Below are 21,122 nucleotides of genomic sequence, written 5' to 3' on the forward strand. Positions count from 1 at the left end.
TGTGACCTCGGTCAGCCTGGGAATGCCGTCCGCACCGCCGCCCGTCCTCGCCCCCCGCCGGAAGACCCGCCAAATCAAGGTCGGTTCAGTAGGGGTTGGCTCAGACTTCCCCATCAGCGTGCAGTCCATGACCACAACCCCCACCACGGACATCAATGCCACCCTGCAGCAGATTGCGGAACTCACGGCGTCCGGCTGCGACATTGTGCGCGTCGCATGCCCGTCTGCGGATGATGCCGAAGCGCTGCCCATCATCGCTAAGAAGTCGCAGATCCCGGTCATCGCGGACATCCACTTCCAGCCGAAATACGTCTTCGCGGCGATCGAGGCCGGCTGCGCTGCGGTGCGTGTGAACCCGGGCAATATCCGGAAGTTCGACGACCAGGTCAAGGAAATCGCGGCTGCCGCCCGGGACCACGGCACCTCCATCAGGATCGGCGTCAACGCCGGCTCGCTGGAGCCCGGCATCCTGAAGAAGTATGGCAAAGCCACTCCCGAGGCCCTGGTGGAATCCGCCGTGTGGGAAGCTTCCCTGTTCGAGGAGCACGGCTTCCATGACTTCAAAATTTCGGTTAAGCACAACGATCCCGTGATCATGGTGGCGGCTTACGAGATGCTGGCAGAACAAGGCGACTGGCCGCTGCACCTCGGCGTCACCGAGGCCGGCCCGGCGTTCCAGGGAACCATCAAGTCCGCCACCGCCTTCGGTGCGCTCCTGTCCCGAGGGATCGGCGACACCATCCGCGTTTCCCTCTCGGCTCCGCCGGTAGAGGAAATCAAGGTGGGCAACCAGATTCTCCAGTCGCTCAACCTGCGTCCGCGAAAGCTGGAGATTGTCTCCTGCCCGTCCTGCGGCCGCGCCCAGGTGGACGTGTACACACTCGCCGAGCAGGTCACTGCAGGACTTGAAGGCATGGAGATTCCGCTGCGGGTTGCCGTCATGGGCTGCGTTGTAAACGGTCCCGGTGAAGCCCGCGAGGCTGATCTTGGCGTTGCTTCCGGCAACGGCAAGGGCCAGATCTTTGTGAAGGGCGAAGTCATCAAAACTGTGCCCGAGAGTCAAATTGTTGAGACACTGATCGAAGAGGCCATGCGTATCGCGGAAGAGATGGGGGAGGCCGATGGCGAAGATGCTGTCAAGGGTAGCCCCGTGGTTAGCGTCTCGTAAGGACGTCCCCGACCCTCCGGGAATTTCCGTCCGCACGCTGGACGGGACGGATACTGCCGCGCTTCGGCATCTGGCACAGCAGGATCCGGTGACCAATGTATTTATCCTCGCCCACCTGCGGGCTTCCGGCACCGCCGCACCCACCAGCGGCGGCGCCGGCGTCATTGGCGTCTTCGACGACGGCGTCCTGGTAGGTGCGTGCTGGGCAGGGGCTAACCTGGTTCCGGTCCAGTTGGACCCGGAGTTTGCCGGAGCCGTGGCCGGGGCGGCCAACAGGTCCGGACGCCGTTATGCCTCCGCCTTCGGCCCGGCCCAGTCAGTTCTTGCCCTCCATGCTGAACTGGTGGAATTGGGCCACCGGGCCCACGAAGTGCGCGCCGAGCAGCCCCTGATGACCATCGAGGGCCCGTCGCCGATCACGCCGGACCCCGGCGTTGGGCCCGGAAACCTTGCCGACTTTGACCGCATCCTTCCTGCCTGTGCCGCCATGTTCGAGGAAGAAGTGGGTTATTCCCCCTTCCTGGGTGGCAGGGAGTTCTACAGCCGCCGGGTGGAAGGACTGATCCGCCAGGGCCATTCCCTGGTTCACCTCAACAATGCCCGTGAAGTGGTGTTCAAGGCCGAACTCGGTGCCGTCACTTCGGAGGTCACCCAGATCCAGGGTGTCTGGATGAATCCGCTCTACCGGGGCCAGGGCCTCAGCTCCGGATACATGGCCGCCGTAGTAGAGCAGGCCCGGAAGATCGCTCCCGTCACCAGCCTCTACGTCAACGGCTTCAATGTGCGCGCCCGCGCGACCTACGAGCGGGTCGGCTTCCGGCAGGTGGGGACGTTCGCGACAGTTCTTTTTTAGCCGGCGGTTGCCTCTCGAAAACTTGTCATGGGGGGACCGACGGGCTTTCGGCACAGACACTACAGGCACTTGAATTGGACATCGAGCGGATCTACCGCATGCGGCTCCTGTGCGGACACCCTCCTGAAGCAACCGTCAAAGATCAACGCTGTCGGCATTTTCTTGACCCGACTGATCAGCCCTGCGGATGAATCTTTTGGCTTCCGGGTGGAGATTTGGCAGTTTCGGCGAAACCGGCTGGTTCGGCTGGATACTGTGGCAGGCATGGAATCAGTTTTGAACTTCGGACGGCGTTGGGGCGCACCCGTGGCGGCTGTCGTGTTCTTCGCCTTGTGGTGTGTTGCTGAAGCCGGGCGCATGAGTGGCATTGGACCTGATGGGGTAGTGAATGACGCAGGCTTGTTCAGCTGGTCCGGAACGTGGCCGCTCGTGCTGATGACCTTGGCCATTGCTGTGGCCGTGTGGCAACCATTGGTTTCTTTGGCTTTGGTGACAGCGCTTCTCGCAGGGCAATTGACGTCTGATATCCCGGCGATGTACGCGAATCACTGGCCTATCTATTTCGGGTCCTTTATCGCGCTCGGGTTTACCGTGTGGACCGCGGGGCGCCGCATGCGGATAACCGCGGGACTGGCGAATCTTGTGTTTGCGGGAATCATGACGTTCCTGCTGATTTCATGGAGGTACGGCGCGGGTGTTGGTTGGCTCTACCCCATGGAGGGCGGGGACGGCTACCTGTTGAGCAGGTATGGGTGGCAGGTCTTCTCGGTACTGGCTTTAGTTGCTGCAACCTTTTACATTATTGGTCTCCTTCTTGCCCTCTACCAGGAACGCGGTCATCTGTTCCGCTCGAGAGAGCTGGCACAGAACACTCTCAAGGAAACCGAGGTTGATCTGATCGTTGAACAGGAGAGGACCCGAATAGCCCGCGACCTTCACGATGTTCTCGCACATTCCCTGGCGGTGATCGCGGCTCAGGCAGATGGAACCCGCTATCTCAGCAAAGACCAGCCAAAGCCTGTTCTCAATGCTCTGGAAAATATCGCCGGCTCTGCCCGTACCGCTTTGATCGACGCCCAGCGCGTTATCGAGGGAGTCCGGGACGATGGACAGTCAACCCCGCAGCCCCGGCTGATTGATATCAAGCCCCTGATTGAGAGGATGCGGGGGAGCCTGAAAATCACGGCCACCGAAGCAGGCAGTCCGGCGTCCCTTTCGGACGGGCAGCAGGTCGCCGTATTCCGGATAGTTCAGGAATGCCTGACAAACGCCCTCAAGCATGGAGGCCGAGGAACCGCGGTAAGAGCCCACTTTGACTGGAGCGGACCGGGCCTGACACTGCACGTGGCATCGGCGACGAAAAACCCTTCCCAAGGAAATCAGGTCGCTTTGGAGCCGCAACGGCTGGGAAGAGGTCTCCCCGGCATGCGGGAACGCGCCCACCTGGCAGGCGGCTGGCTCTCAGCGGGGCCGGACGGCGAAGAATTCCGCGTTGCAGCCTTCATACCGTACCTGACTGGTGAGGAGCGCCCTGTCAACCAAGACAGCAGCGCGGCTGAATCAATACTCGGTGGCAAGGAACATCCGGGGCATCCCGCAGCGGCAGGAGCCGACGATCGTGACTGACGCTGCCGCCGGCATCAAGGTCTCACTGGTCGATGACCAGCCGCTGTTCAGGTCCGGGATTCGGATGCTGATCGAAAGCCAGAACGACATGGAGTTCTGTGGTGAGGCCAGCGACGGCAAGGAAGCTGTCGCTCTGGCTGCTGACTTGCGCCCGGATGTGATGCTGATGGACCTGCGCATGCCCGTCATGGACGGTGTTACCGCCACCCGCAACATCGTCGAGTGGGCGGACACGAACAAAAGTGATAGGCCCAGGATCATCGCGCTCACTACCTTCAACAGGGATAAGACCGTCATGGACGCGGTCCAGGCAGGAGCCAGCGGGTATCTGCTTAAGAGCGCCGAACCGGAGTTTTTGCTGGCAGCTATCAGAACGGTGCACTCGGGCTATTCAGTATTAGCGCCTGGCTCTGTGCATTCCCTGTTCGCCCATGCCGGCCAGAGCCTGCCTGCCGACCCCGACCTCTCAGTCCTCAACGTGCTCTCACCAAGGGAACGTGACGTCTTCCTGCTCGCCGCTAAAGGGCTCAGTAACGGGGACATGGCGGAAGCTCTCTTCGTTTCTGAGGCCACCATCAAAAGCCACCTGCGCAGTGTCCTGGACAAGTTGACCCTGCGCACACGCCTGCAATTGGTGGCCTTCGCCCACGAGCGCCGGCTCCTGGGCGGCTGATGTACATCACCTCGGCAGCGGCCATGAAGCTGGTATTCCTCACCATTCTCGGATGAGGCTTTGCGCTCATGCCACCCGGCTACTCCGTGAGCCCAGTGCCGCCCCACAGTTCACTATCGTCATCAACGTCAGCGCTGCAGGATTTACGGTCGAGGGCTGTGGTTTCCGTTGGATCGGCGGCTAGTCGACATGTCTCTGTGATCAGGGTTGCAGGCGGAGCGGTTAGGCCTGGATATGTGGCTAATCAACGCCCTTTTGAAGAAAAATAGTTGGTATTTGTGGCCGTCATCACTTAGGTTCGATTTAGCTGCGCTGGAGTGGCCTGGGCGGTCTCACCAGTCCTCACCAGTACTTAGGCGATAACGGCGTTGAGCCACGCCCGGATGCGATGACCAGCCCTTTTTTGGGGGGGCCAGGGGCTTTGTATTCCCGGGCGTGGCTCTACTGCGCTTGCCGGTAGATTAGTACCCAGACGAAATGCCCGGCCTGCTGTTGCTCCAGCACCTCCCCAGAAACGGATACCCACCCGTGGTTACAAGACTGTCCCAGCTATTCCTGCGCACCCTGCGTGAAGACCCCGTCGACGCTGAGGTGGCCAGCCACCGCCTGCTGGTCCGCGCCGGCTACATCCGCCGCGCGGCCCCCGGTATCTACACCTGGTTGCCGCTGGGGCTGAGTGTCCTGCGCAAGGTCGAAGCCATCATCCGGGAGGAAATGGCGAACATTGGGGCGCAGGAAGTCCACTTCCCGGCGCTCCTGCCGCGTGAACCGTACGAGGTCACCAACCGCTGGACCGAATACGGCGAGGGCCTGTTCCGCCTCCAGGACCGCAAGGGCGCTGACTACCTGCTGGCCCCCACCCACGAGGAAATGTTCACGCTGCTGGTCAAAGACCTCTACTCCTCCTACAAGGACCTGCCCCTCAGCCTTTACCAGATCCAGAACAAGTACCGCGACGAGGCCCGCCCCCGCGCCGGCCTCCTGCGCGGACGCGAGTTCATCATGAAGGACTCCTACTCGTTCGACGTTGACGACGCCGGCCTGGACGCCAGCTACGCCGCCCACCGCGGCGCCTACCTGCGCATCTTCGAGCGCCTCGGCCTGGAAGTCATCCCGGTCACTGCAACGGCCGGTGCCATGGGCGGCTCCAAGAGTGAAGAATTCCTGCACCCCACGGAGATCGGCGAGGACACCTTCGTCCGCTCAGCCGGCGGCTACGCCGCCAACGTCGAGGCCGTCACCACAGTGGCGCCGGCGGAAATCGACTTTTCCGCCGCTCCCGCCGCCGAGGTCCTCGACACCCCTGATACGCCCACCATCGAAACGCTGGTGACAGCCGCCAACCAGCTCGCTCCCCGCTCCGAGGCCGACGGCGGCGCCTGGACTGCCGCGGACACCCTCAAGAACGTTGTACTCGCCGTCACCCTGCCCACCGGGGAACGCCAGCTCGTGGTCATCGGCGTCCCCGGTGACCGCGGCGTGGACCTCAAGCGCGTCGAAGCGAACATCGGGTCCTTCCTGCCCATCGCAGGCGAGATCGGCCTGGAAGCAGCCAACGACGAGGACCTCAAGAAGCAGCCGTTGATCGTCAAGGGCTACCTCGGACCCGGGCTTGCGCTGGAAGAACCGCTGCTGGGCAGCGAAAGCGCGTCGAAGCTTCTCTACCTGGTGGATCCCCGCATCGTTAGCGGCACCACCTGGATTACCGGTGCCAATGAGGCCGGCAGGCACGTCTTCGGCCTGGTGGCAGGCAGGGACTTCACGTGGGACGGTGTCATCGAATGCACCGAAGTCCGTGAAGGCGATCCCGCCCCGGACGGCTCCGGCCCCCTGGAAACGGCCCGCGGGATCGAGATGGGCCACATCTTCCAGCTCGGCCGGAAGTACGCCGAAGCACTGGAGCTGAAGGTCCTGGACCAGAACGGCAAGCAGGTCACCGTGACCATGGGCTCCTATGGTGTGGGTGTAACCCGGGCTGTTGCGGCGCTGGCCGAATCCAACAATGACAGCAAGGGCCTGGTGTGGCCGCGGGCCGTGGCGCCCGCGGACGTCCACGTTGTGGCTGTGGGCAAGGGCGAGGACATCTTCGCCACCGCAGAGCAGCTGGCAGCAGACCTGGAAGCGGCGGGCCTTGATGTCCTGCTTGACGACCGGCCCAAGGTCTCGCCCGGCGTCAAGTTCGGCGATGCCGAACTGCTCGGCGTACCCACCATCCTTGCGGTGGGCCGCGGCCTGGTGGACGGCGTGGTGGAGATCAAGGACCGCCGCAGCGGTGGTGCCGAGAACGTCGCCGTGGACAAGGCAGTTGACTACGTAGTCAACGCTGTCAGCGCCAGCTGATTCGCAGAGGTGCTCCCAGGGCTTGAGTCCATCCAGCTGGCAACGCTGGTATTGATCGTGCTGGCGGGTTTCGCCGCCGGCTGGGTGGACGCCGTGGTGGGCGGGGGCGGGCTGATCCAGCTCCCCGCCCTGTTGCTGGTCCCGGGCATCACGCCCGTGCAGGCGCTGGCAACGAACAAAATGGGGTCCATTTTCGGGACCGCAACCAGCGCCGTCACATACTACCGGCGGGTGGGACCGGATCTGAGGACGGCTCTCCCGATGGCCGTGATCGCCCTGGCAGGCAGCTTCGGCGGCGCCGTACTGGCCGCCACGCTGCCGTCCAGCGTGTTTAAGCCCATCATCGTGGCCGCCCTGGTGGCAGTAGCTCTGTTTACGGCCCTTAAACCGGACGCGGGCCACATCACCGCGTTGCGGCACAACGGCCACAAGCACTATGTGGTGGCGTGCCTGATCGGTGCTGTCATCGGCTTCTACGACGGCCTCATTGGTCCAGGGACCGGCTCCTTCCTGGTGATTGCCCTGGTTTCCGCGATGGGTTATGCATTCCTGGAAGCCAGCGCCAAAGCCAAGATCGTGAACATGGCAACCAATGCGGGCGCCTTGATGTTCTTCCTGCCGCACGGTTCCATCCTGTGGGGTTTGGGCCTCCTTCTGGGTGTTGCCAACATGGCCGGCGGGTACCTGGGCGCCAGGACGGCGGTAGCGCAGGGGAGCCGGTTTGTCCGGGTGGTCTTCCTTGTGGTGGTGGCCGCCCTGATCCTCAAGCTCGGCTACGACGTCTGGCAGGAAAACTTCGCCCAACAGGGGTAGAAGAGGGCTCGTGGGCGCCAGACGCGGGGCGTAGCATGCAGCTATGCCACATGGTGAGGACGAGTACGCCCGTGCTTTAGCTGCCGCAGCAGGCCACGCCAGTGACTGGCTCCGCAGCCTTCCACGCCGGCCCGTCGGCCCCCGCGTGCCCGCCCAGGACCTCGTCCGCGCCTTTGGCGGACCGCTTCCTGCCTCTGGCATGCCTGCCGAGGATGTCGTCAACCTCCTGGCGCAGGGAGCCGAGCCAGGGCTTATGGCCATGCCCTCCGGCCGCTTCTTCGGCTGGGTGATCGGCGGAACCCTGCCTGCTGCACTTGCCTCCGACTGGCTGGTCAGTGCCTGGGACCAGAACGCCGGCCTCCGCTACGCCACCCCCGCCATGGCGGCGATCGAGGAAAGCGCCGGGACATGGCTGCTGGAGCTGCTGGGTCTTCCCCCGGAGTCGGACGTCGGATTTGTCACCGGCGCTACCATGGCCAACTTCACCGGGCTGGCCGCCGGACGGTGGCGGCTCCTCGCCGACGCCGGCTGGGACCTCGACGGCGACGGACTGACCGGCGCACCTCGAATCAGATGCTTCGTGGGCCGGGAACGGCATGAGACGGTGGACCTTGCCCTCCGATACCTGGGGCTGGGCAGGCCTACCGTGGTTGACGCGGACGATCAAGGGCGGTTGATTCCCGCAGCCCTCGAGGCGGCGCTGGCTGAAGGTTCCGGGCCGGCCCTGGTGTGCCTGCAGGCAGGAAACCTTCACTCCGGGGCGTTTGATCCCTTCCCCGAGGCAATTCGCACCGCCCGGAAGCATGGCGCCTGGGTCCACGTCGACGGCGCGTTCGGTCTCTGGGCGGCGGCGGTGCCCGAACTGCGGGACCTGACCCGGGGCTATGAGGACGCCAACTCGTGGGGGACTGACGCGCATAAGACCCTGAATGTTCCCTACGACTGCGGCATCGCCATTGTGCGCGACGCGTCCGCCCTTCGGTCCGCCATGGGCCTGCACACCAGCTACCTCATCCAGGACGCGGAAGGTCCTGGCGACCCGTTCGAGAAAGTGCCGGAGTTGTCCCGCCGTGCCCGGGGCGTCCCGGTGTGGGCTGCGCTGAAGAGCCTGGGCAGGGATGGCGTGGCAGCCCAGGTGCGGGGACTGGTGACCGCAGCTTCGGAGATCGCGGCAGGGCTGGCACGCATCGACGGCGTGGAGGTCCTGAACGACGTCGGCTACACCCAGGTCTGCGTGTCGTTTGGCGACGACGACACGACCCGTGCGGTGACAGCACGCATTATCGCGGACGGCAGGGTGTGGATGTCCGGCTCCCGCTGGCGTGAGCGGGAAATCCTGCGCGTTTCCGTCAGCAACTGGCAAACGGTGGGGGAAGAGGTGCACACTGCAGTGGCCGCCGTCGGCTCTGCCCTCGCCGCCGTGCGCGGAACCTGACCTGCCAGGGGGACAAGCGTCAGCGTGCGCTGAGCGCCTCTCCCGGTTCGGGCAGGCGGTGTGCTGACGGAAGCCCGTTGAGGGTTCTGCCGGCCAAAGTGCTGGCCACCCACAGGGACCGGGCAAGGTCGCCCCGGTGATCCGGATTCCCTGCGTACGCAAGAGCGTTCTCCACTTCCCGTGCAATACCCCATTGCCGTGCAACCTCGGGATCCAAGCCCGCAGCGGAGCTGAAATCAGCACAGCGCTGCAGGAGGCCGGCTCCGGCGCTGTTCAACGGCAAGTCGGACAGGCGGTTCCACAGCAGTGGCGCCACTGCGAACTCCGGCTCGCCGATCATGGGCTGCGGGTCGATGGCGGCGAAGCCTGCCTCCGCCGGAAGTGCCGGCGGGGTTGGAAGGCCTGCCGGCACGGGCGCAGCGGAACGGGCCAGGACGTTGAGGAAGTGCAGGTCCGTGTGGACCAGGACGTCGCGTGCCGAACGCCGCCCCACGGCCCCGCGGGTCTGGCACACCTCAAGGGCAGCTTCGAGAAGCCAACGCGGAAAGGGACGTCCCAGCTGTTCCCATTCCAGAGGCAGGTCATCGCTCCATCGCTCTGCCTGCGCGGCGATGTGTTCGAACTCCTGCCACTGTGGCCGGTCATCGGGGGTGAGGCTCAGCTGCCGCACCAGGCCTCCCCACACCGCCACAGCCTCATCCACCGGGACAGCGGCAAGTGAACGTGCGCCGTCGAGCAGTTCCAGGAGCATTGCGCAGGTACCCGCGTCGGAGGCCAACAGCGCCACGGCGCCCCGTCCCTGCCACAGGGCAAGGGCGTGCCGCTCAATCCGGGCTTCTTCGTGGGGGAAAGCGATCTTGAGGGCAGCGGGGGCGCCTTCCGGCTGCCGCACCGGGATGACCACCCCGCCGTGGCCGCTCCAGGGCAGGGCGCCGGGAGGCAGGTTCGGCGTCAGCTGCCAGTTCTCCAGCCGGCCCTGGATGAGGCCCGGCAAGGACGCGAGCCACGCACGCCCTGCACTGCTGCGGCTGTACCGCGCAGTGAGGGCGGGTGGGATTGGTACTGCCGCCGGTTCGCTCATCGCTTCCAGCGTAGGCGCACGAAGCGGTGGGTGTGGCAGGGTGCTTCTTCAGGCGGCCCCCGCGCTTACCGCCCCGCAGCAGCTGTCCAGGGAATACGGTCGAGGGAAGACGGCGGGGGCTAGGCTGCCCTACCTGGGCAATTGGGGTAGTTGTGCTTCGTCCAGGACAAGGCCAGGCAGGGGGTTTGCATCCGCGCCCCAGTGTTGGGCGCGGCGGACTGCGCCCTCCAGTGCTGACAGGGCCCAGGCTCGCGTGGTTCCGTCTGCCACTGCCACGAGGTCCCCATAGGCGGGCAGGATGTCCGCCTCCAGCCGGGCAAGTCCCGCCCCTGGAGCATCGAGGAACACCTGGTCCAGGACATAACCCGGCGGTTGCGGGGCCGGGACGCCGCAGTGCGCCAAGGTGAAGGCTTCGGCCTGGACCGCGAGGTCCTGGTGCTGTTGGAGGAAGTCCGCCGCCGGGCGTGCGCCTTCCGGGGGAAGGCGGGTGAGGGCGGCCTGGTACCCGTAAACCGTTTCCAACTCCGCCTCAGCCGCGGCGGCGAGGGCGGCCCCCACGCTGGCGGCGTCGGCGCCGGCGTCGGGCGTGGCCGACGTGGCCGGGCAGGCGGACGTCGTCGACAGAGCTGTGGCGCCCGGCGTGCCTGCCGTCCCGTCCAGCGCCGTCCCGTCCAGCGCCGTCCCGTCCTGCCCGTCCTGTGCTGTGTCCTCCTGCGCCGTTCCGGGCGGTGCAACTGCGCCCTGCGCCCCAAGCTGTTCGGCTGCCAGAACCTGCGCGATGCCGCTGCCGGCCAGCAGGCGCGCCATTCCGCCGTCGGCCGTTTCTGCGTCCTGCAGGCGTTGCTGCCCGCTGACGGCGAGGGCGGCGGCGAATTCCGCCGCAGTCACTTGGGCTGGAGGGTTCGACGACGGGGGAGCAGCTGAAGGCGGGGTGCCGGCGGGAAGCGACGCACCTGCTGAAGCTGTCGCCCCAGCCTCCGTGGACGCCGGGCTGGCGGAAAGGAGCTCTGCAGGAAGCAGCAGCGCCCGGGACTGGATGGTCAGCAACGTCACAACCTGGTTTAACAGGGCCGCAGGCATTCCACCGGCGGCCGCGTTCCCTCCGGCAGCGGCGAGATCCACCGCTGCTGACCGGAGCCGCAGAGTCTCTTCCAAAGCGGCTGCACGGGCCTGTTCGGAGAACGGCGGTTCCGCGGGTGCAGGCGGTTCAGGCGGGATCAGCGCAAAACCCAGGCTGAGGACCAGGAGGGCTGTGAGCGAAGAAACGGCGTACCGGAAATAGCGCTTCCGCGGGCCGTTTTCCTGATTGTCGTCGTTCACAACAGACCATGGTGTCACGCCGAGGGGGGACTTCGTGCACCAATGAACCGCTAAAATAGCTACGCTAGTACACACAACATCATCTAACGGGAGGCGGCCGGCATCGTGAGCAATGCAGAAGCCACGGCTTCATCAGACCAGGCCGGTTCGGGCAAGGCTGAGGGCGCACATAATCCGGAAGCTGCACGGCTCAGGGCGCTCCTCGAACCCTCGGTCCGGGCCAACCGCCTCCACCTCGAGGACGTAACCATCATCCCCGGCTCCCATCGTGTGGTTCACGTAGTGGTGGACCTGCCGCAGGAGGAGACCGGCGGTGTGAGCCTTGACGTCATTGCTGACATCTCCAAGGTGCTCTCCGATGTGCTGGACAACGATCCCGGCGATGACGGCCGTCCCTACGACCTTGAAGTCTCCTCGCCCGGCGTCGGCCGGCCGCTGACGGAGGCGCGCCACTGGCACCGTGCCAGGGGACGCATGGTGAAGGTCAACGTTGTCCAGGGCGACAACGTTATGGGCCGCATCCAGTCGGTGGATGCCGGCGGCGTAACCATCGTGCCGGAGATCGCCGTCAAAAAGGGGATGAAGCCCAAGCAAGGCGACCCCCTCAAGCTTCCTTTCGACAGGATCCGCAACGGAAAAGTCGAGATCGAATTCAGCCACCTCAACGAGGACGGTCTGGAAACTGCACACAATGGACCTTCTGAGGAGGCCTGATGGATATTGACATGAGCGCACTGAGACTTCTGGAGCGTGAGCGTGAAATCCCGCTGGACCTCCTGATCCCCACCATCGAGCAGGCGCTCCTGGTGGCGTACCACAAGTCGCCGGGCGCCTTCGAGAAGGCGCGCGCGGAGTTGGACCGCAAGAGCGGGCACGTGACCATCTGGGCTGTGGAAATCGACGACGACGGCGCCCCCATCGGCGAGTTCGAGGACACCCCGGAAGGGTTCGGCCGCATTGCCGCCAGCACCGCCCGCCAGATCATCCTGCAGCGGCTGCGTGACGTCGAGGACGACAACGTCCTGGGCGAGTTCAAGGGCCGCGAGGGCGAACTCGTGGCCGGAACGATCCAGCAGGGCCACAACCCGCACATGGTCCAGGTAAACCTGGGCGCCGTTGAAGCACTCCTGCCGCCGCCCGAACAGGTTCCGGGGGAGAAGTACATTCATGGCAACCGCCTGCGCGCCCTGGTCATCGATGTCCACCGCGGCTCCAAGGGCCCCTCCGTGACGCTGTCCCGGTCGCACCCGGGACTTGTCCGGAAACTCTTCGAACTGGAAGTACCGGAAATCGCCGACCGCTCCGTCGAGATCGTTGCCCTGGCCCGGGAAGCAGGCCACCGCACCAAGATTGCTGTCAAGGCAAACGCCCCCGGCATCAACGCCAAAGGCGCGTGCATCGGCGAAATGGGCTCGCGCGTGCGCGCAGTGATGACCGAACTGAATGACGAAAAGATCGACATCGTCGACTTCAGCGAGAATCCGGCCACGTTCATTGCCAGTGCATTGTCCCCGTCGCGGGTGAATTCGGTCACCATCACCGATGAAGCCACCCGGTCCGCCCGCGTGGTGGTACCGGATTTCCAGCTGTCTTTGGCGATCGGCAAGGAGGGCCAGAACGCCCGCCTGGCCGCCAAGCTCACCGGCTGGCGCATCGACATCGTTTCCGACGCCGCAACCGCCCGCGAAAACTAGCCCCGCACGTTTGGGGCTTGCCACGCCTGAACCGCAGCGGGGTTTCGGGCAGAACGGCCCGGAGGGGCTAGAATAGAAAAGGCCGCGCCCAACGGCCGGCAGTTGTGTGCCCTGTGCGTGCCCCCCTTCGCTGACCAGCGGAGGCAAAGGCACTGCAGGGCCAGCAGATATGAACGTCAGGAAGATAACCGTGGCAGTGCTTTCCAGCGGGAATCAACCGGAACGTACCTGCATCGGCTGCCGGAAAAAGGGCAAGCGGCATGAATTACTCCGGCTCGTCGCCGAAGGCAGCGGCTCAACCGCTGTTCTGGTGGATGAACGACGCCGGATGGCTGGCCGGGGTGCATGGTTGCACCCCAGCGAATCGTGCCTGGCTCTGGCGATGAAACGGCGGGCTTTCGGACGTGCCCTTGCGGGCGCAACCGGAACGGCCGCCGTTGAACACTGGATCAAGTCGGGAGCGAGCGTTGCAGCCACGGCAACTGCAACACCAACCGTCCAACCTGAAAGCGGGTCAGAAATCTGATGGAAACCCGATGAGTTCCCAGCGATGAGTGCGCAACGATGACAACTTTGTTGCGCTCTGCAATGGGCCCTTCTGCAGTAATCGCGGCTTGGGCCCGCAGTAAGAAGTAGACGGTTCGTGCCTGGCTCGGTGCGGACCGAGACAGGAGAAATGTGGCCAAGGTCCGCGTACACGAGCTCGCCAAAGAGCTCGGTATTACTTCCAAAGATGCAGTGACAAAACTGCAGGAACTGGGCGAATTTGTTCGCTCCGCCTCTTCCACCATTGAGGCCCCCGTTGTGCGTAAACTGCGCAACGCCTTCCCCGACGCTGTTGCCAAGGCATCAGCTCCGGCTGCGGCGCCCAAGGCAGCCGCTCCGGCCGCTCCCGCGGCGGAGTCGCGTCCTTCAACCCCCGCTCCCGGTCCGGCAGCGCCCAAGGCCCCGGCCCCCAAGGCGCAGGCACCGGCCCCCGCAGCTCCGGCTGCACCGGCTTCGGCACCCGCCCCGGCAGCACCCGCCCCGGCAGCACCTGCTGCCAGCGCGCCCGCGGCTCCGGCTGCCCCCGCAGCTCAGTCCACCGGCGCAAAGCCGGGCGCACGCCCGGCCCCCAAGGCAGAGACCCCGGCTGCACCCACCCGCTCCGGCGGATCACAGGGTGGTTCGGCTCCCCGTCCCGGCGGTCCCCGTCCGGGCAATAACCCCTTCGCTACTTCGCAGGGCATGCCCCGCGGCCGTGGCGGCGATGGCGAGCGTCCTCCCCGTCCGGGCAACAACCCGTTTGCCACCTCGCAGGGCATGCCCCGCCCCGGTGGAAGCCGCACCGACGGCGACCGTCCCGGCGGGCCCCGTCCCGCAGCCGGTGCCGGTGGGCCCCGTCCCGGCGGGCCCCGTCCCGCAGCCGGTGCGGGCGGTCCCCGTCCCGCCGCAGGTGCCGGTGGACCCCGCCCGGGTGCACCGCGTCCCGGTGGCGCCGGTGGAAACCGTCCCACTCCGGGTATGATGCCCAACCGTACTGAGCGTCCCGCACCCGCTGGTGCAGGCCGTCCGGGTGCCGGCGGCCGTGGCCCCGGACGCCCGGGTGGCGCTCCCGGAACCGGTGGTCCCGGTGCCGGCGGCGGCGCTCCCGCCGGTGGTGGCTTCGGCAAGGGTGGCCGCGGACGCGGTGGCACCCAGGGTGCCTTCGGCAAGGGCGGCGCAGGCCGCGGCAAGCAGCGCAAGTCGAAGCGTGCAAAGCGCCAGGAACTTGAGCAGATGAGTGCCCCGTCGCTGGGTGGCGTGAGCGTACCCCGCGGCGACGGCAACACTGTGATCCGCCTCCGCCGTGGCTCGTCCATCACGGACTTCGCCGACAAGATCGAGGCGAACCCCGCCGCACTGGTAACCGTGCTGTTCCACCTCGGTGAAATGGCAACGGCCACGCAGTCACTGGACGAGGAAACCTTCGCACTGCTGGGCGAGGAGCTTGGCTACAAGCTCCAGGTTGTGTCGCCGGAGGACGAGGAGCGCGAGCTGCTTTCCACCTTCGACATCGACTTCGAAGCCGAGCTTGAAGCCGAAGGCGACGAGGACCTGGAGGCACGTCCCCCGGTTGTCACCGTTATGGGCCACGTGGACCACGGTAAGACCCGCCTGCTGGATGCCATCCGCAAGTCCGACGTTATGGCGGGCGAGCACGGCGGCATCACGCAGCACATCGGTGCCTACCAGGTTACGCACAACCACGAAGGCAACGACCGGAAGATCACCTTCATCGATACCCCTGGCCACGAGGCGTTCACCGCCATGCGTGCCCGTGGTGCGAAGGTCACCGACATCGCCATCCTGGTGGTCGCAGCGGACGACGGCGTGATGCCGCAGACCGTTGAAGCCCTCAACCACGCCCAGGCAGCCAACGTGCCGATCGTGGTGGCCGTGAACAAGATCGACAAGGAAGGCGCCAACCCGGACAAGGTCCGCGGCCAGCTGACCGAGTACGGCCTGGTTCCCGAAGAATACGGTGGCGACACCATGTTCGTGGAGGTCTCTGCCCGCCAGAACCTCAACATCGACGAGCTGCTCGAGGCAGTCCTGCTCACCGCAGACGCTGCCCTGGACATGCGCGCCAACCCGAACAAGGACGCCCGCGGTATCGCCATCGAAGCCAACCTGGACAAGGGCCGCGGTTCCGTGGCCACCGTCCTGGTGCAGTCCGGCTCGCTGCGCGTCGGCGACACCATCGTTGCAGGCACCGCCCATGGCCGTGTCCGTGCGATGTTCGACGACGACGGCAGCGCACTGACCGAGGCCGGCCCGTCCCGCCCCGTCCAGGTGCTGGGTCTGTCCAACGTGCCGCGTGCAGGCGACACCTTCTTCGTGACCGCTGACGAGCGCACCGCCCGCCAGATCGCCGAGAAGCGTGAAGCAGCCGACCGTAACGCCGCCCTGGCCAAGCGCCGCAAGCGCATCAGCCTGGAAGACTTCGACCAGGCAGTGGCCGACGGCAAGATCGACACCCTCAACCTCATCCTCAAGGGTGACGTGTCCGGTGCCGTGGAAGCCCTCGAAGACGCCCTGCTCAAGATCGACGTCGGCGAAGGCGTGCAGCTGCGCGTCATCCACCGCGGTGTTGGTGCGATCACGCAGAACGACGTCAACCTGGCGACGGTCGACAGCGCCGTCATCATCGGCTTCAACGTCAAGCCTGCGGAGCGCGTTGCCGAACTGGCAGACCGCGAAGGCGTGGACATGCGCTTCTACTCCGTCATCTACTCCGCAATTGATGACATCGAGATGGCGCTCAAGGGCATGCTCAAGCCGGAATACGAAGAATTCCAGCTGGGCACCGCCGAGGTCCGCGAAGTCTTCCGTTCCTCCAAGTTCGGAAACATCGCCGGCTCGATCGTCCGCTCGGGCATCATCCGACGCAACACCAAGGCACGTATCAGCCGCGACGGCAAGATCATCGGTGACAACCTCACCGTTGAGACGCTCAAGCGCTTCAAGGACGACGCCACCGAGGTCCGCACGGACTTCGAGTGTGGTATCGGCCTCGGCTCGTACAACGACATCACCGAAGGCGACATCATCGAGACCTTCGAGATGCGTGAGAAGCCGCGCGTCTAGTCTGAAGTCAGTTTCATAAAGGTGCGGGGCCGTTGGAATTTTCCGGCGGCCCCGCCCCTTCGCTGGGTGGCCAACGTCTTACGACGTCGGCCACCCAGCTTCGGCAGGCCCGATGCCACTCCCTGGCCGCCGGAAAAATCCCAACGGTGCGTCGTAGACTCGCCTTCCGTGCGTGGCATCAATCCAATCTGGGTACGTCTGCTGCATCTGGTCGTTGTACCCCCAAATTTTTTTAGGAGTGGAAATGGCTGATCCGGCACGTGCTGCCAAGTTGGCGCAGCGGATTAAGGTTGTTGTTGCTGAGGCCCTGGGCCGGAAGGTTAAGGATCCTCGGCTGGAGGGCATCACTGTTACTGATGCCCGGGTGACCAATGATCTGCAGCACGCCACGATTTACTACACAGTTTTCGGTGACGAGGCTGTTCAGGCTGATGCCGCCAAGGGCCTGGAGAAGGCCAAGGGTGTGCTTCGGCAGGAAGTGGGGCGCAATCTCAGCATTCGCCTGACTCCCACCCTTGAATTCGTCTCCGACGAGATTCCCGTGATCGCGTCCAACCTCGAGGAGCTGCTCCGGGAGGCCAAGAAGCGTGACGCCGAAGTGGCAGCCCTGGCGGCGGAGGCCCGGCATGCCGGGGACCCCGATCCCTATAAGAGTGATGCGTCCGCCGATGTGGACATCGATGATGACGATTTTGATGAAGAGGACTTCGACGTCGCAGACGACGAGGAACTCGAGGAAGACGGCAAGAAGCAGTAGCCGGCATGACGGCAGAAACCCCGGACCACAATTGCGGTCCGGGGTTTCTGCTTTCCGGAACTGTTTCCCGTACTACCGGATGCCGGCTCTGATCACCTTGCCCACGAATCGGAAAACCCCGGCGCCAGCCTACGCTTGCAACGCAACTGTGTCGCCGGAGTTTTCCCCCTATCCACCCCCTAATTTTGTCCCCTAATGCCAACCCCTTGGCTAGGATCTAGCTATGACTCAGGCGGACCACCAGCAGCGCGATGCCACCCATTACCTGGAACGGGCCGTAGCCCTCGCCACCCGAAACGTCGAGGACGGGGGCGGGCCGTTCGGCGCACTGGTGGTGACGAGGGACGGGCAGGTGCACGAGGGCGTCAACCGTGTCACCCGCGACAACGATCCCACCGCCCACGCCGAAGTGGTGGCCATCCGTACGGCTGCGGCTGCGGTCAGGAGCTTCGACCTGCGCGGCGCGATCCTCTACACCAGCTGCGAGCCGTGCCCGCTGTGCCTGGCTTCTGCCCTTTGGGCGCGGATAGACCGCGTGTATTTTGCAGCGGACCGGTATGGTGCCGCTTCCGCAGGCTTTGATGACGCAGTCTTCTATGACTACTTCTCGGGGACCCGGCCGGAACTGTTGCCGGTCAGCAGGGGCGACGTCCCGGCGTCGGACGCTCCTTTCCAGGCGTGGGGCGCTCATAAAACCAGGAAAGACTACTAAGTATGGATGCCACCCTCGTCCAATGTCCGCACTGCGGGAAGACCAACCGAATCCCCGCCGCCGCCGCTGCTGGCCGGCCGCGCTGCGGCAGCTGCCGGGGCGGGCTGCCCTGGATTGTGGACGCCGGGGATACTGACTTCAGTACTGTGGCTGAGCAGTCGCCGGTTCCGGTGCTGGTGGACTTCTGGGCGGCGTGGTGCGGGCCCTGCCGCATGGTGAGTCCTGTCCTGGACAAACTGGCGCGTGAACGCGCCGGCGAAGTGAAACTGGTGAAGGTCGACGCCGACAAATCCCCGGGCCTGTCCCGGCGTTTCGACGTGCAGGCCATTCCCACCCTGATGGTTCTTGTTGACGGGAAGGTGGCTGCCCGGCAGGCCGGAGCAGCCCCGGCGGAGGTCGTGCGCCAATGGCTGGACGGGGCTCTTGCCGGAAGCTGCCGCTAACGAAGGACAGCCGACAGTTCGGCCTGGACGCGCTCCGGCAGCCGGGCCAGGCCGTCCAGCAGATCCTGCTTCTTGCCGCACAGCGCGATCCGCACCCAGCCCTCGCCGATGGAGCCGAAGGCTGTTCCCGGTGCAAGTGCCACGCCCGACTCCGCCAGGAAGCGCCGCACCCAGGCGCGCACGTCACCGCCGCTGACGTGGGACACGTCCGCCCAAAGATAGAACGCTCCGTCGGCCTTCAGGTAGGGAATACCCTTGGCGTCGAGCACGGCGGACGCCGCGTCACGGTTGGACCGGTAGTGCGCGTGTGCATGCTGGACGTAATCCTGCGGCCCAGTGAGGGCAGCGAGCGCGGCGTACTGCGACGGCGATGCCACGCAGGAGACGATCGATTCCATGACGTTGTTCATCTTCTGTTCCAGGCCCGGCGGGCATACCAGGGCGCCGATGCGGAGCCCGGTGAGGCCATAGGTTTTGGACAGGGTCAGTGAGGTGAAGACGCGCGCCTCACCCGGCAGAACGCCGTCGAACCTTGCAGGGCTCACATGCGGGACGTCATAGGTGAACGCTTCGTAGCACTCGTCAGAGATGACCCACAGGTCATGCCGGCGGGCCAGCTCCACGAGTTCGCGGGTCACCTCCTCGCTGAGGACCGCGCCCAGCGGGTTGGAGGGTGAGTTCAGGACCAGCACCCGGGTACGGTCCGTGATGAGGGCCTCGATATCTCCGGTCCTGGGCTGGAAGCCGTGCTCAGGGTAGAGCGGGTAACCCACCGGCACGGCGTTCAGGAGGCGGCTGGTCATGGCAAACGTGGGGTAGCCCGGGTTGGGGATCAGGATTTCATCGCCGGGGGAGAGCAGCAGGCTCATGGCGAAGTGCAGGCCCTGCTGGGCGCCGTCCACCACGTACACCCGGTCCGCGCCGATGTCGTTGTTCTGGCCGGCACCCGCTCGCTCCCTGAACCTGGCAGCAAACGCTTCGCGCAGCGCAGGAATGCCCGCGTTGGGGGTGTAGTTGGTTTCGTCCCTGTCCAAACAGGCTATGCCGGCGTCGAGGACATGGCGGGGGAGCGGGAACCCGGGCTCGCCGATGCTGAGGACCAGGGCGCCGGGGGTGCGCCACGCGGCTTCGGTGATTTCCCTGATCTGGTTGACGGGGACGTTGCGGACGTGGGCGGCAAGCTCAGGCATGCCTGCCATCCTAACTGGCGGATTCGGTGCGCTGGCGTTGCTCCCTTGGCCCCATCGGACGTGGGCGGGCGGCGGGACCGGCGTCGATATACTGGGAGGCGTGCTTTCTGGACTGGTGATAGTGGACAAACCGCAGGGATGGACCAGCCATGATGTGGTTGGCCGAATGCGGCGCCTCGCCGGTACCCGGAAAGTGGGGCATGCCGGCACGCTGGATCCGATGGCCACCGGCGTCCTGGTAGTGGGCATCAACAAGGCCACCCGCCTGCTGACATACATCGTGGGCACCTCCAAGACCTACACCGCCACCATCCGCCTGGGCCAGTCCACAGTGACGGACGATGCCGAAGGTGAGGTCACTGCCACGGCCGGCACTTCCGGGGTTGCCGAGGAGGCAATCCACGACGGCGTTGCGGCCCTCACCGGCCAGATCCAGCAGGTGCCGAGCAGCGTGAGCGCCATCAAGGTCAACGGGGAACGAGCGTACGCCCGGGTCCGCTCCGGCGAAGAGGTGAAGCTCGCGGCACGCCCGGTCACCATCCACCGGTTTGAGGTGCACAGCATCAGCAGGGACCCTGTGGCGGACGTCGTGGACCTGCATGTCACGGTTGAATGCTCCTCCGGGACGTACATCCGGGCCCTTGCCAGGGACCTCGGCAACACACTCGGCGTCGGCGGCCACCTTACAGCCCTCCGCCGGACGCACGTGGGCCCCTATTCACTGGAACAGGCGCGCACCCTGGAACAGCTTGCGGACGAGCTCAACGTCCTTGAGATGTCCGAGGCCGCCCGGGCGCTGATGCCCAACCGCGAGCTCAGCCCGGAAGAAACCACTGAGATTTCCTTTGGCCGGCGGATTTCCGCTGGTGCCGCCCCCGGCAGCCCGGGGGCGGCCACAGCCGAACACCCCGCAGCAGCCTTCGCCCCCGACGGAAGCCTGGTGGCGCTGCTTGCCGACGCGGGCAGCTTCGCCAAGCCCGTGCTGGTATTTGCCCCCGGTACCGGTACCGGCGCTTCCGGGGTGGCCTAAGGGTGGACGCCTATTTCTACATCATCCTGGTGGTGGGGCTCCTGTCCAGCGGGATCTGCCTCCTGGCCGGCATCCTGAAAAAAGCACCGAACGACATCACCATCCTCTCGGTCGCCGCCGTCGAGGTGGCGCTCCTGGTGTACCTGGTCGGATCCATCGTGCGCGTCATAGCCGGAGAGCCCATCGCCGGGGAGGCGTGGGAATTCTGGGGCTACCTCGCCACCGCGATGCTCCTGCCGCCCGCCGCCGTCTACTGGTCCATTCTGGAACGTACCCGGTGGAGCAACTTTGTCCTGGCCGCCGTCGGTGTCACCGCGCTGGTGATGGCCGCCCGAATGAATCAGATCTGGTACTGAAGTGGAAGAAGCACGCAACGTG

General features: G+C 65.4%; 19 protein-coding genes. 16 read left to right on the forward strand and 3 right to left on the reverse strand.

What is annotated here, in order from left to right; all coding sequences use genetic code 11:
• The first annotated feature begins 1 nt into the window (after position 1).
• From ispG to M1E07_RS07855, 7 genes are all read left to right on the forward strand, one after another.
• On the forward strand, positions 2-1,168 hold the full coding sequence (ispG, locus tag M1E07_RS07825; protein WP_461189683.1) for a flavodoxin-dependent (E)-4-hydroxy-3-methylbut-2-enyl-diphosphate synthase: 1,167 nt from the start codon (positions 2-4) through the stop codon (positions 1,166-1,168).
• Positions 1,131-2,021 (forward strand): GNAT family N-acetyltransferase, encoded by an 891-nt coding sequence (locus M1E07_RS07830; RefSeq protein WP_461190352.1) that lies wholly within the window; start codon positions 1,131-1,133, stop codon positions 2,019-2,021. The genes ispG and M1E07_RS07830 overlap by 38 nt, the downstream gene beginning before the upstream one ends.
• 162 nt (positions 2,022-2,183) lie before the next feature.
• Complete coding sequence (locus M1E07_RS07835; RefSeq protein WP_461189684.1) at positions 2,184-3,647, forward strand: sensor histidine kinase; 1,464 nt, start codon at positions 2,184-2,186, stop codon at positions 3,645-3,647.
• The gene (locus tag M1E07_RS07840) at positions 3,640-4,320 is read left to right on the forward strand and encodes a response regulator (RefSeq protein ID WP_461189685.1); all 681 of its coding nucleotides are present in this window, start codon (positions 3,640-3,642) and stop codon (positions 4,318-4,320) included. Before M1E07_RS07835 ends, M1E07_RS07840 begins: the two co-directional genes overlap by 8 nt.
• 528 nt (positions 4,321-4,848) lie before the next feature.
• A complete protein-coding gene (locus tag M1E07_RS07845; protein ID WP_461189686.1) occupies positions 4,849-6,660 on the forward strand; it encodes a proline--tRNA ligase in 1,812 nt (603 codons plus the stop codon).
• Positions 6,661-6,669: 9 nt separating this feature from the next.
• Positions 6,670-7,473, forward strand: a complete 804-nt coding sequence (locus M1E07_RS07850) for a sulfite exporter TauE/SafE family protein (protein WP_461189687.1) — start codon at positions 6,670-6,672, stop codon at positions 7,471-7,473.
• Between the two features lie 43 nt (positions 7,474-7,516).
• A complete protein-coding gene (locus M1E07_RS07855) occupies positions 7,517-8,908 on the forward strand; it encodes a pyridoxal phosphate-dependent decarboxylase family protein (protein ID WP_461189688.1) in 1,392 nt (463 codons plus the stop codon).
• Positions 8,909-8,927: 19 nt separating this feature from the next.
• On the opposite strand, the gene M1E07_RS07860 is transcribed toward M1E07_RS07855, so the two are convergent.
• Positions 8,928-9,989 (reverse strand): aminoglycoside phosphotransferase family protein, encoded by a 1,062-nt coding sequence (locus tag M1E07_RS07860; RefSeq protein WP_461189689.1) that lies wholly within the window; start codon positions 9,987-9,989, stop codon positions 8,928-8,930.
• 129 nt (positions 9,990-10,118) lie between these two features.
• Complete coding sequence (locus M1E07_RS07865) at positions 10,119-11,309, reverse strand: DUF4439 domain-containing protein (protein WP_461189690.1); 1,191 nt, start codon at positions 11,307-11,309, stop codon at positions 10,119-10,121.
• A gap of 105 nt (positions 11,310-11,414) precedes the next feature.
• On the opposite strand from M1E07_RS07865, the gene M1E07_RS07870 reads away from it, so the two are divergent.
• From M1E07_RS07870 to trxA, 7 genes are all read left to right on the forward strand, one after another.
• Entirely contained in the window at positions 11,415-12,023 is a 609-nt protein-coding gene (locus M1E07_RS07870; RefSeq protein WP_461189691.1) for a ribosome maturation factor RimP, read from the forward strand.
• Positions 12,023-13,003: a transcription termination factor NusA gene (gene nusA, locus M1E07_RS07875; RefSeq protein WP_461189692.1), complete on the forward strand. Its 981-nt coding sequence runs from the start codon at positions 12,023-12,025 to the stop codon at positions 13,001-13,003. The genes M1E07_RS07870 and nusA overlap by 1 nt, the downstream gene beginning before the upstream one ends.
• 169 nt (positions 13,004-13,172) lie before the next feature.
• A complete protein-coding gene (locus M1E07_RS07880) occupies positions 13,173-13,529 on the forward strand; it encodes a YlxR family protein (RefSeq protein WP_461189693.1) in 357 nt (118 codons plus the stop codon).
• A gap of 152 nt (positions 13,530-13,681) precedes the next feature.
• Positions 13,682-16,612, forward strand: coding sequence for a translation initiation factor IF-2 (gene infB, locus M1E07_RS07885; protein ID WP_461189694.1), 2,931 nt, complete (start codon positions 13,682-13,684; stop codon positions 16,610-16,612).
• 244 nt (positions 16,613-16,856) lie between these two features.
• Positions 16,857-17,369, forward strand: a complete 513-nt coding sequence (gene rbfA / locus M1E07_RS07890; protein ID WP_461189695.1) for a 30S ribosome-binding factor RbfA — start codon at positions 16,857-16,859, stop codon at positions 17,367-17,369.
• A 223-nt stretch (positions 17,370-17,592) separates the two neighbouring features.
• A complete protein-coding gene (locus M1E07_RS07895) occupies positions 17,593-18,081 on the forward strand; it encodes a nucleoside deaminase (RefSeq protein WP_461189696.1) in 489 nt (162 codons plus the stop codon).
• 2 nt (positions 18,082-18,083) lie between these two features.
• On the forward strand, positions 18,084-18,524 hold the full coding sequence (gene trxA / locus M1E07_RS07900) for a thioredoxin (protein ID WP_461189697.1): 441 nt from the start codon (positions 18,084-18,086) through the stop codon (positions 18,522-18,524).
• Here the strand turns inward: trxA and M1E07_RS07905 are convergent.
• A complete protein-coding gene (locus M1E07_RS07905) occupies positions 18,521-19,714 on the reverse strand; it encodes a pyridoxal phosphate-dependent aminotransferase (protein ID WP_461189698.1) in 1,194 nt (397 codons plus the stop codon). The two genes, trxA and M1E07_RS07905, sit on opposite strands and share 4 nt — an antisense overlap.
• A 100-nt stretch (positions 19,715-19,814) precedes the next feature.
• Between M1E07_RS07905 and truB the strand changes: the two genes are divergently transcribed.
• Together truB and M1E07_RS07915 are read left to right on the forward strand one after the other, a co-directional pair.
• Positions 19,815-20,744: a tRNA pseudouridine(55) synthase TruB gene (truB, locus tag M1E07_RS07910; RefSeq protein ID WP_461189699.1), complete on the forward strand. Its 930-nt coding sequence runs from the start codon at positions 19,815-19,817 to the stop codon at positions 20,742-20,744.
• A 2-nt stretch (positions 20,745-20,746) separates the two neighbouring features.
• A complete protein-coding gene (locus M1E07_RS07915) occupies positions 20,747-21,100 on the forward strand; it encodes a hypothetical protein (protein WP_461189700.1) in 354 nt (117 codons plus the stop codon).
• The last annotated feature ends 22 nt before the right edge of the window (positions 21,101-21,122 follow it).

This window comes from Arthrobacter sp. Z4-13 (genome assembly GCF_054792705.1).

What these genes read in the sequence shown, in the direction of transcription:
- M1E07_RS07830 (WP_461190352.1), top strand. Translation starts at nt 1,131, where the DNA reads ATGCTGTCAAGGGTAGCCCCGTGGTTAGCGTCTCGTAAGGACGTCCCC.
- M1E07_RS07855 (WP_461189688.1), top strand. Translation starts at nt 7,517, where the DNA reads ATGCCACATGGTGAGGACGAGTACGCCCGTGCTTTAGCTGCCGCAGCA.
- M1E07_RS07860 (WP_461189689.1), bottom strand. Translation starts at nt 9,989, where the DNA reads ATGAGCGAACCGGCGGCAGTACCAATCCCACCCGCCCTCACTGCGCGG.
- nusA (WP_461189692.1), top strand. Translation starts at nt 12,023, where the DNA reads ATGGATATTGACATGAGCGCACTGAGACTTCTGGAGCGTGAGCGTGAA.
- M1E07_RS07880 (WP_461189693.1), top strand. Translation starts at nt 13,173, where the DNA reads ATGAACGTCAGGAAGATAACCGTGGCAGTGCTTTCCAGCGGGAATCAA.
- rbfA (WP_461189695.1), top strand. Translation starts at nt 16,857, where the DNA reads ATGGCTGATCCGGCACGTGCTGCCAAGTTGGCGCAGCGGATTAAGGTT.
- M1E07_RS07895 (WP_461189696.1), top strand. Translation starts at nt 17,593, where the DNA reads ATGACTCAGGCGGACCACCAGCAGCGCGATGCCACCCATTACCTGGAA.
- trxA (WP_461189697.1), top strand. Translation starts at nt 18,084, where the DNA reads ATGGATGCCACCCTCGTCCAATGTCCGCACTGCGGGAAGACCAACCGA.
- M1E07_RS07905 (WP_461189698.1), bottom strand. Translation starts at nt 19,714, where the DNA reads ATGCCTGAGCTTGCCGCCCACGTCCGCAACGTCCCCGTCAACCAGATC.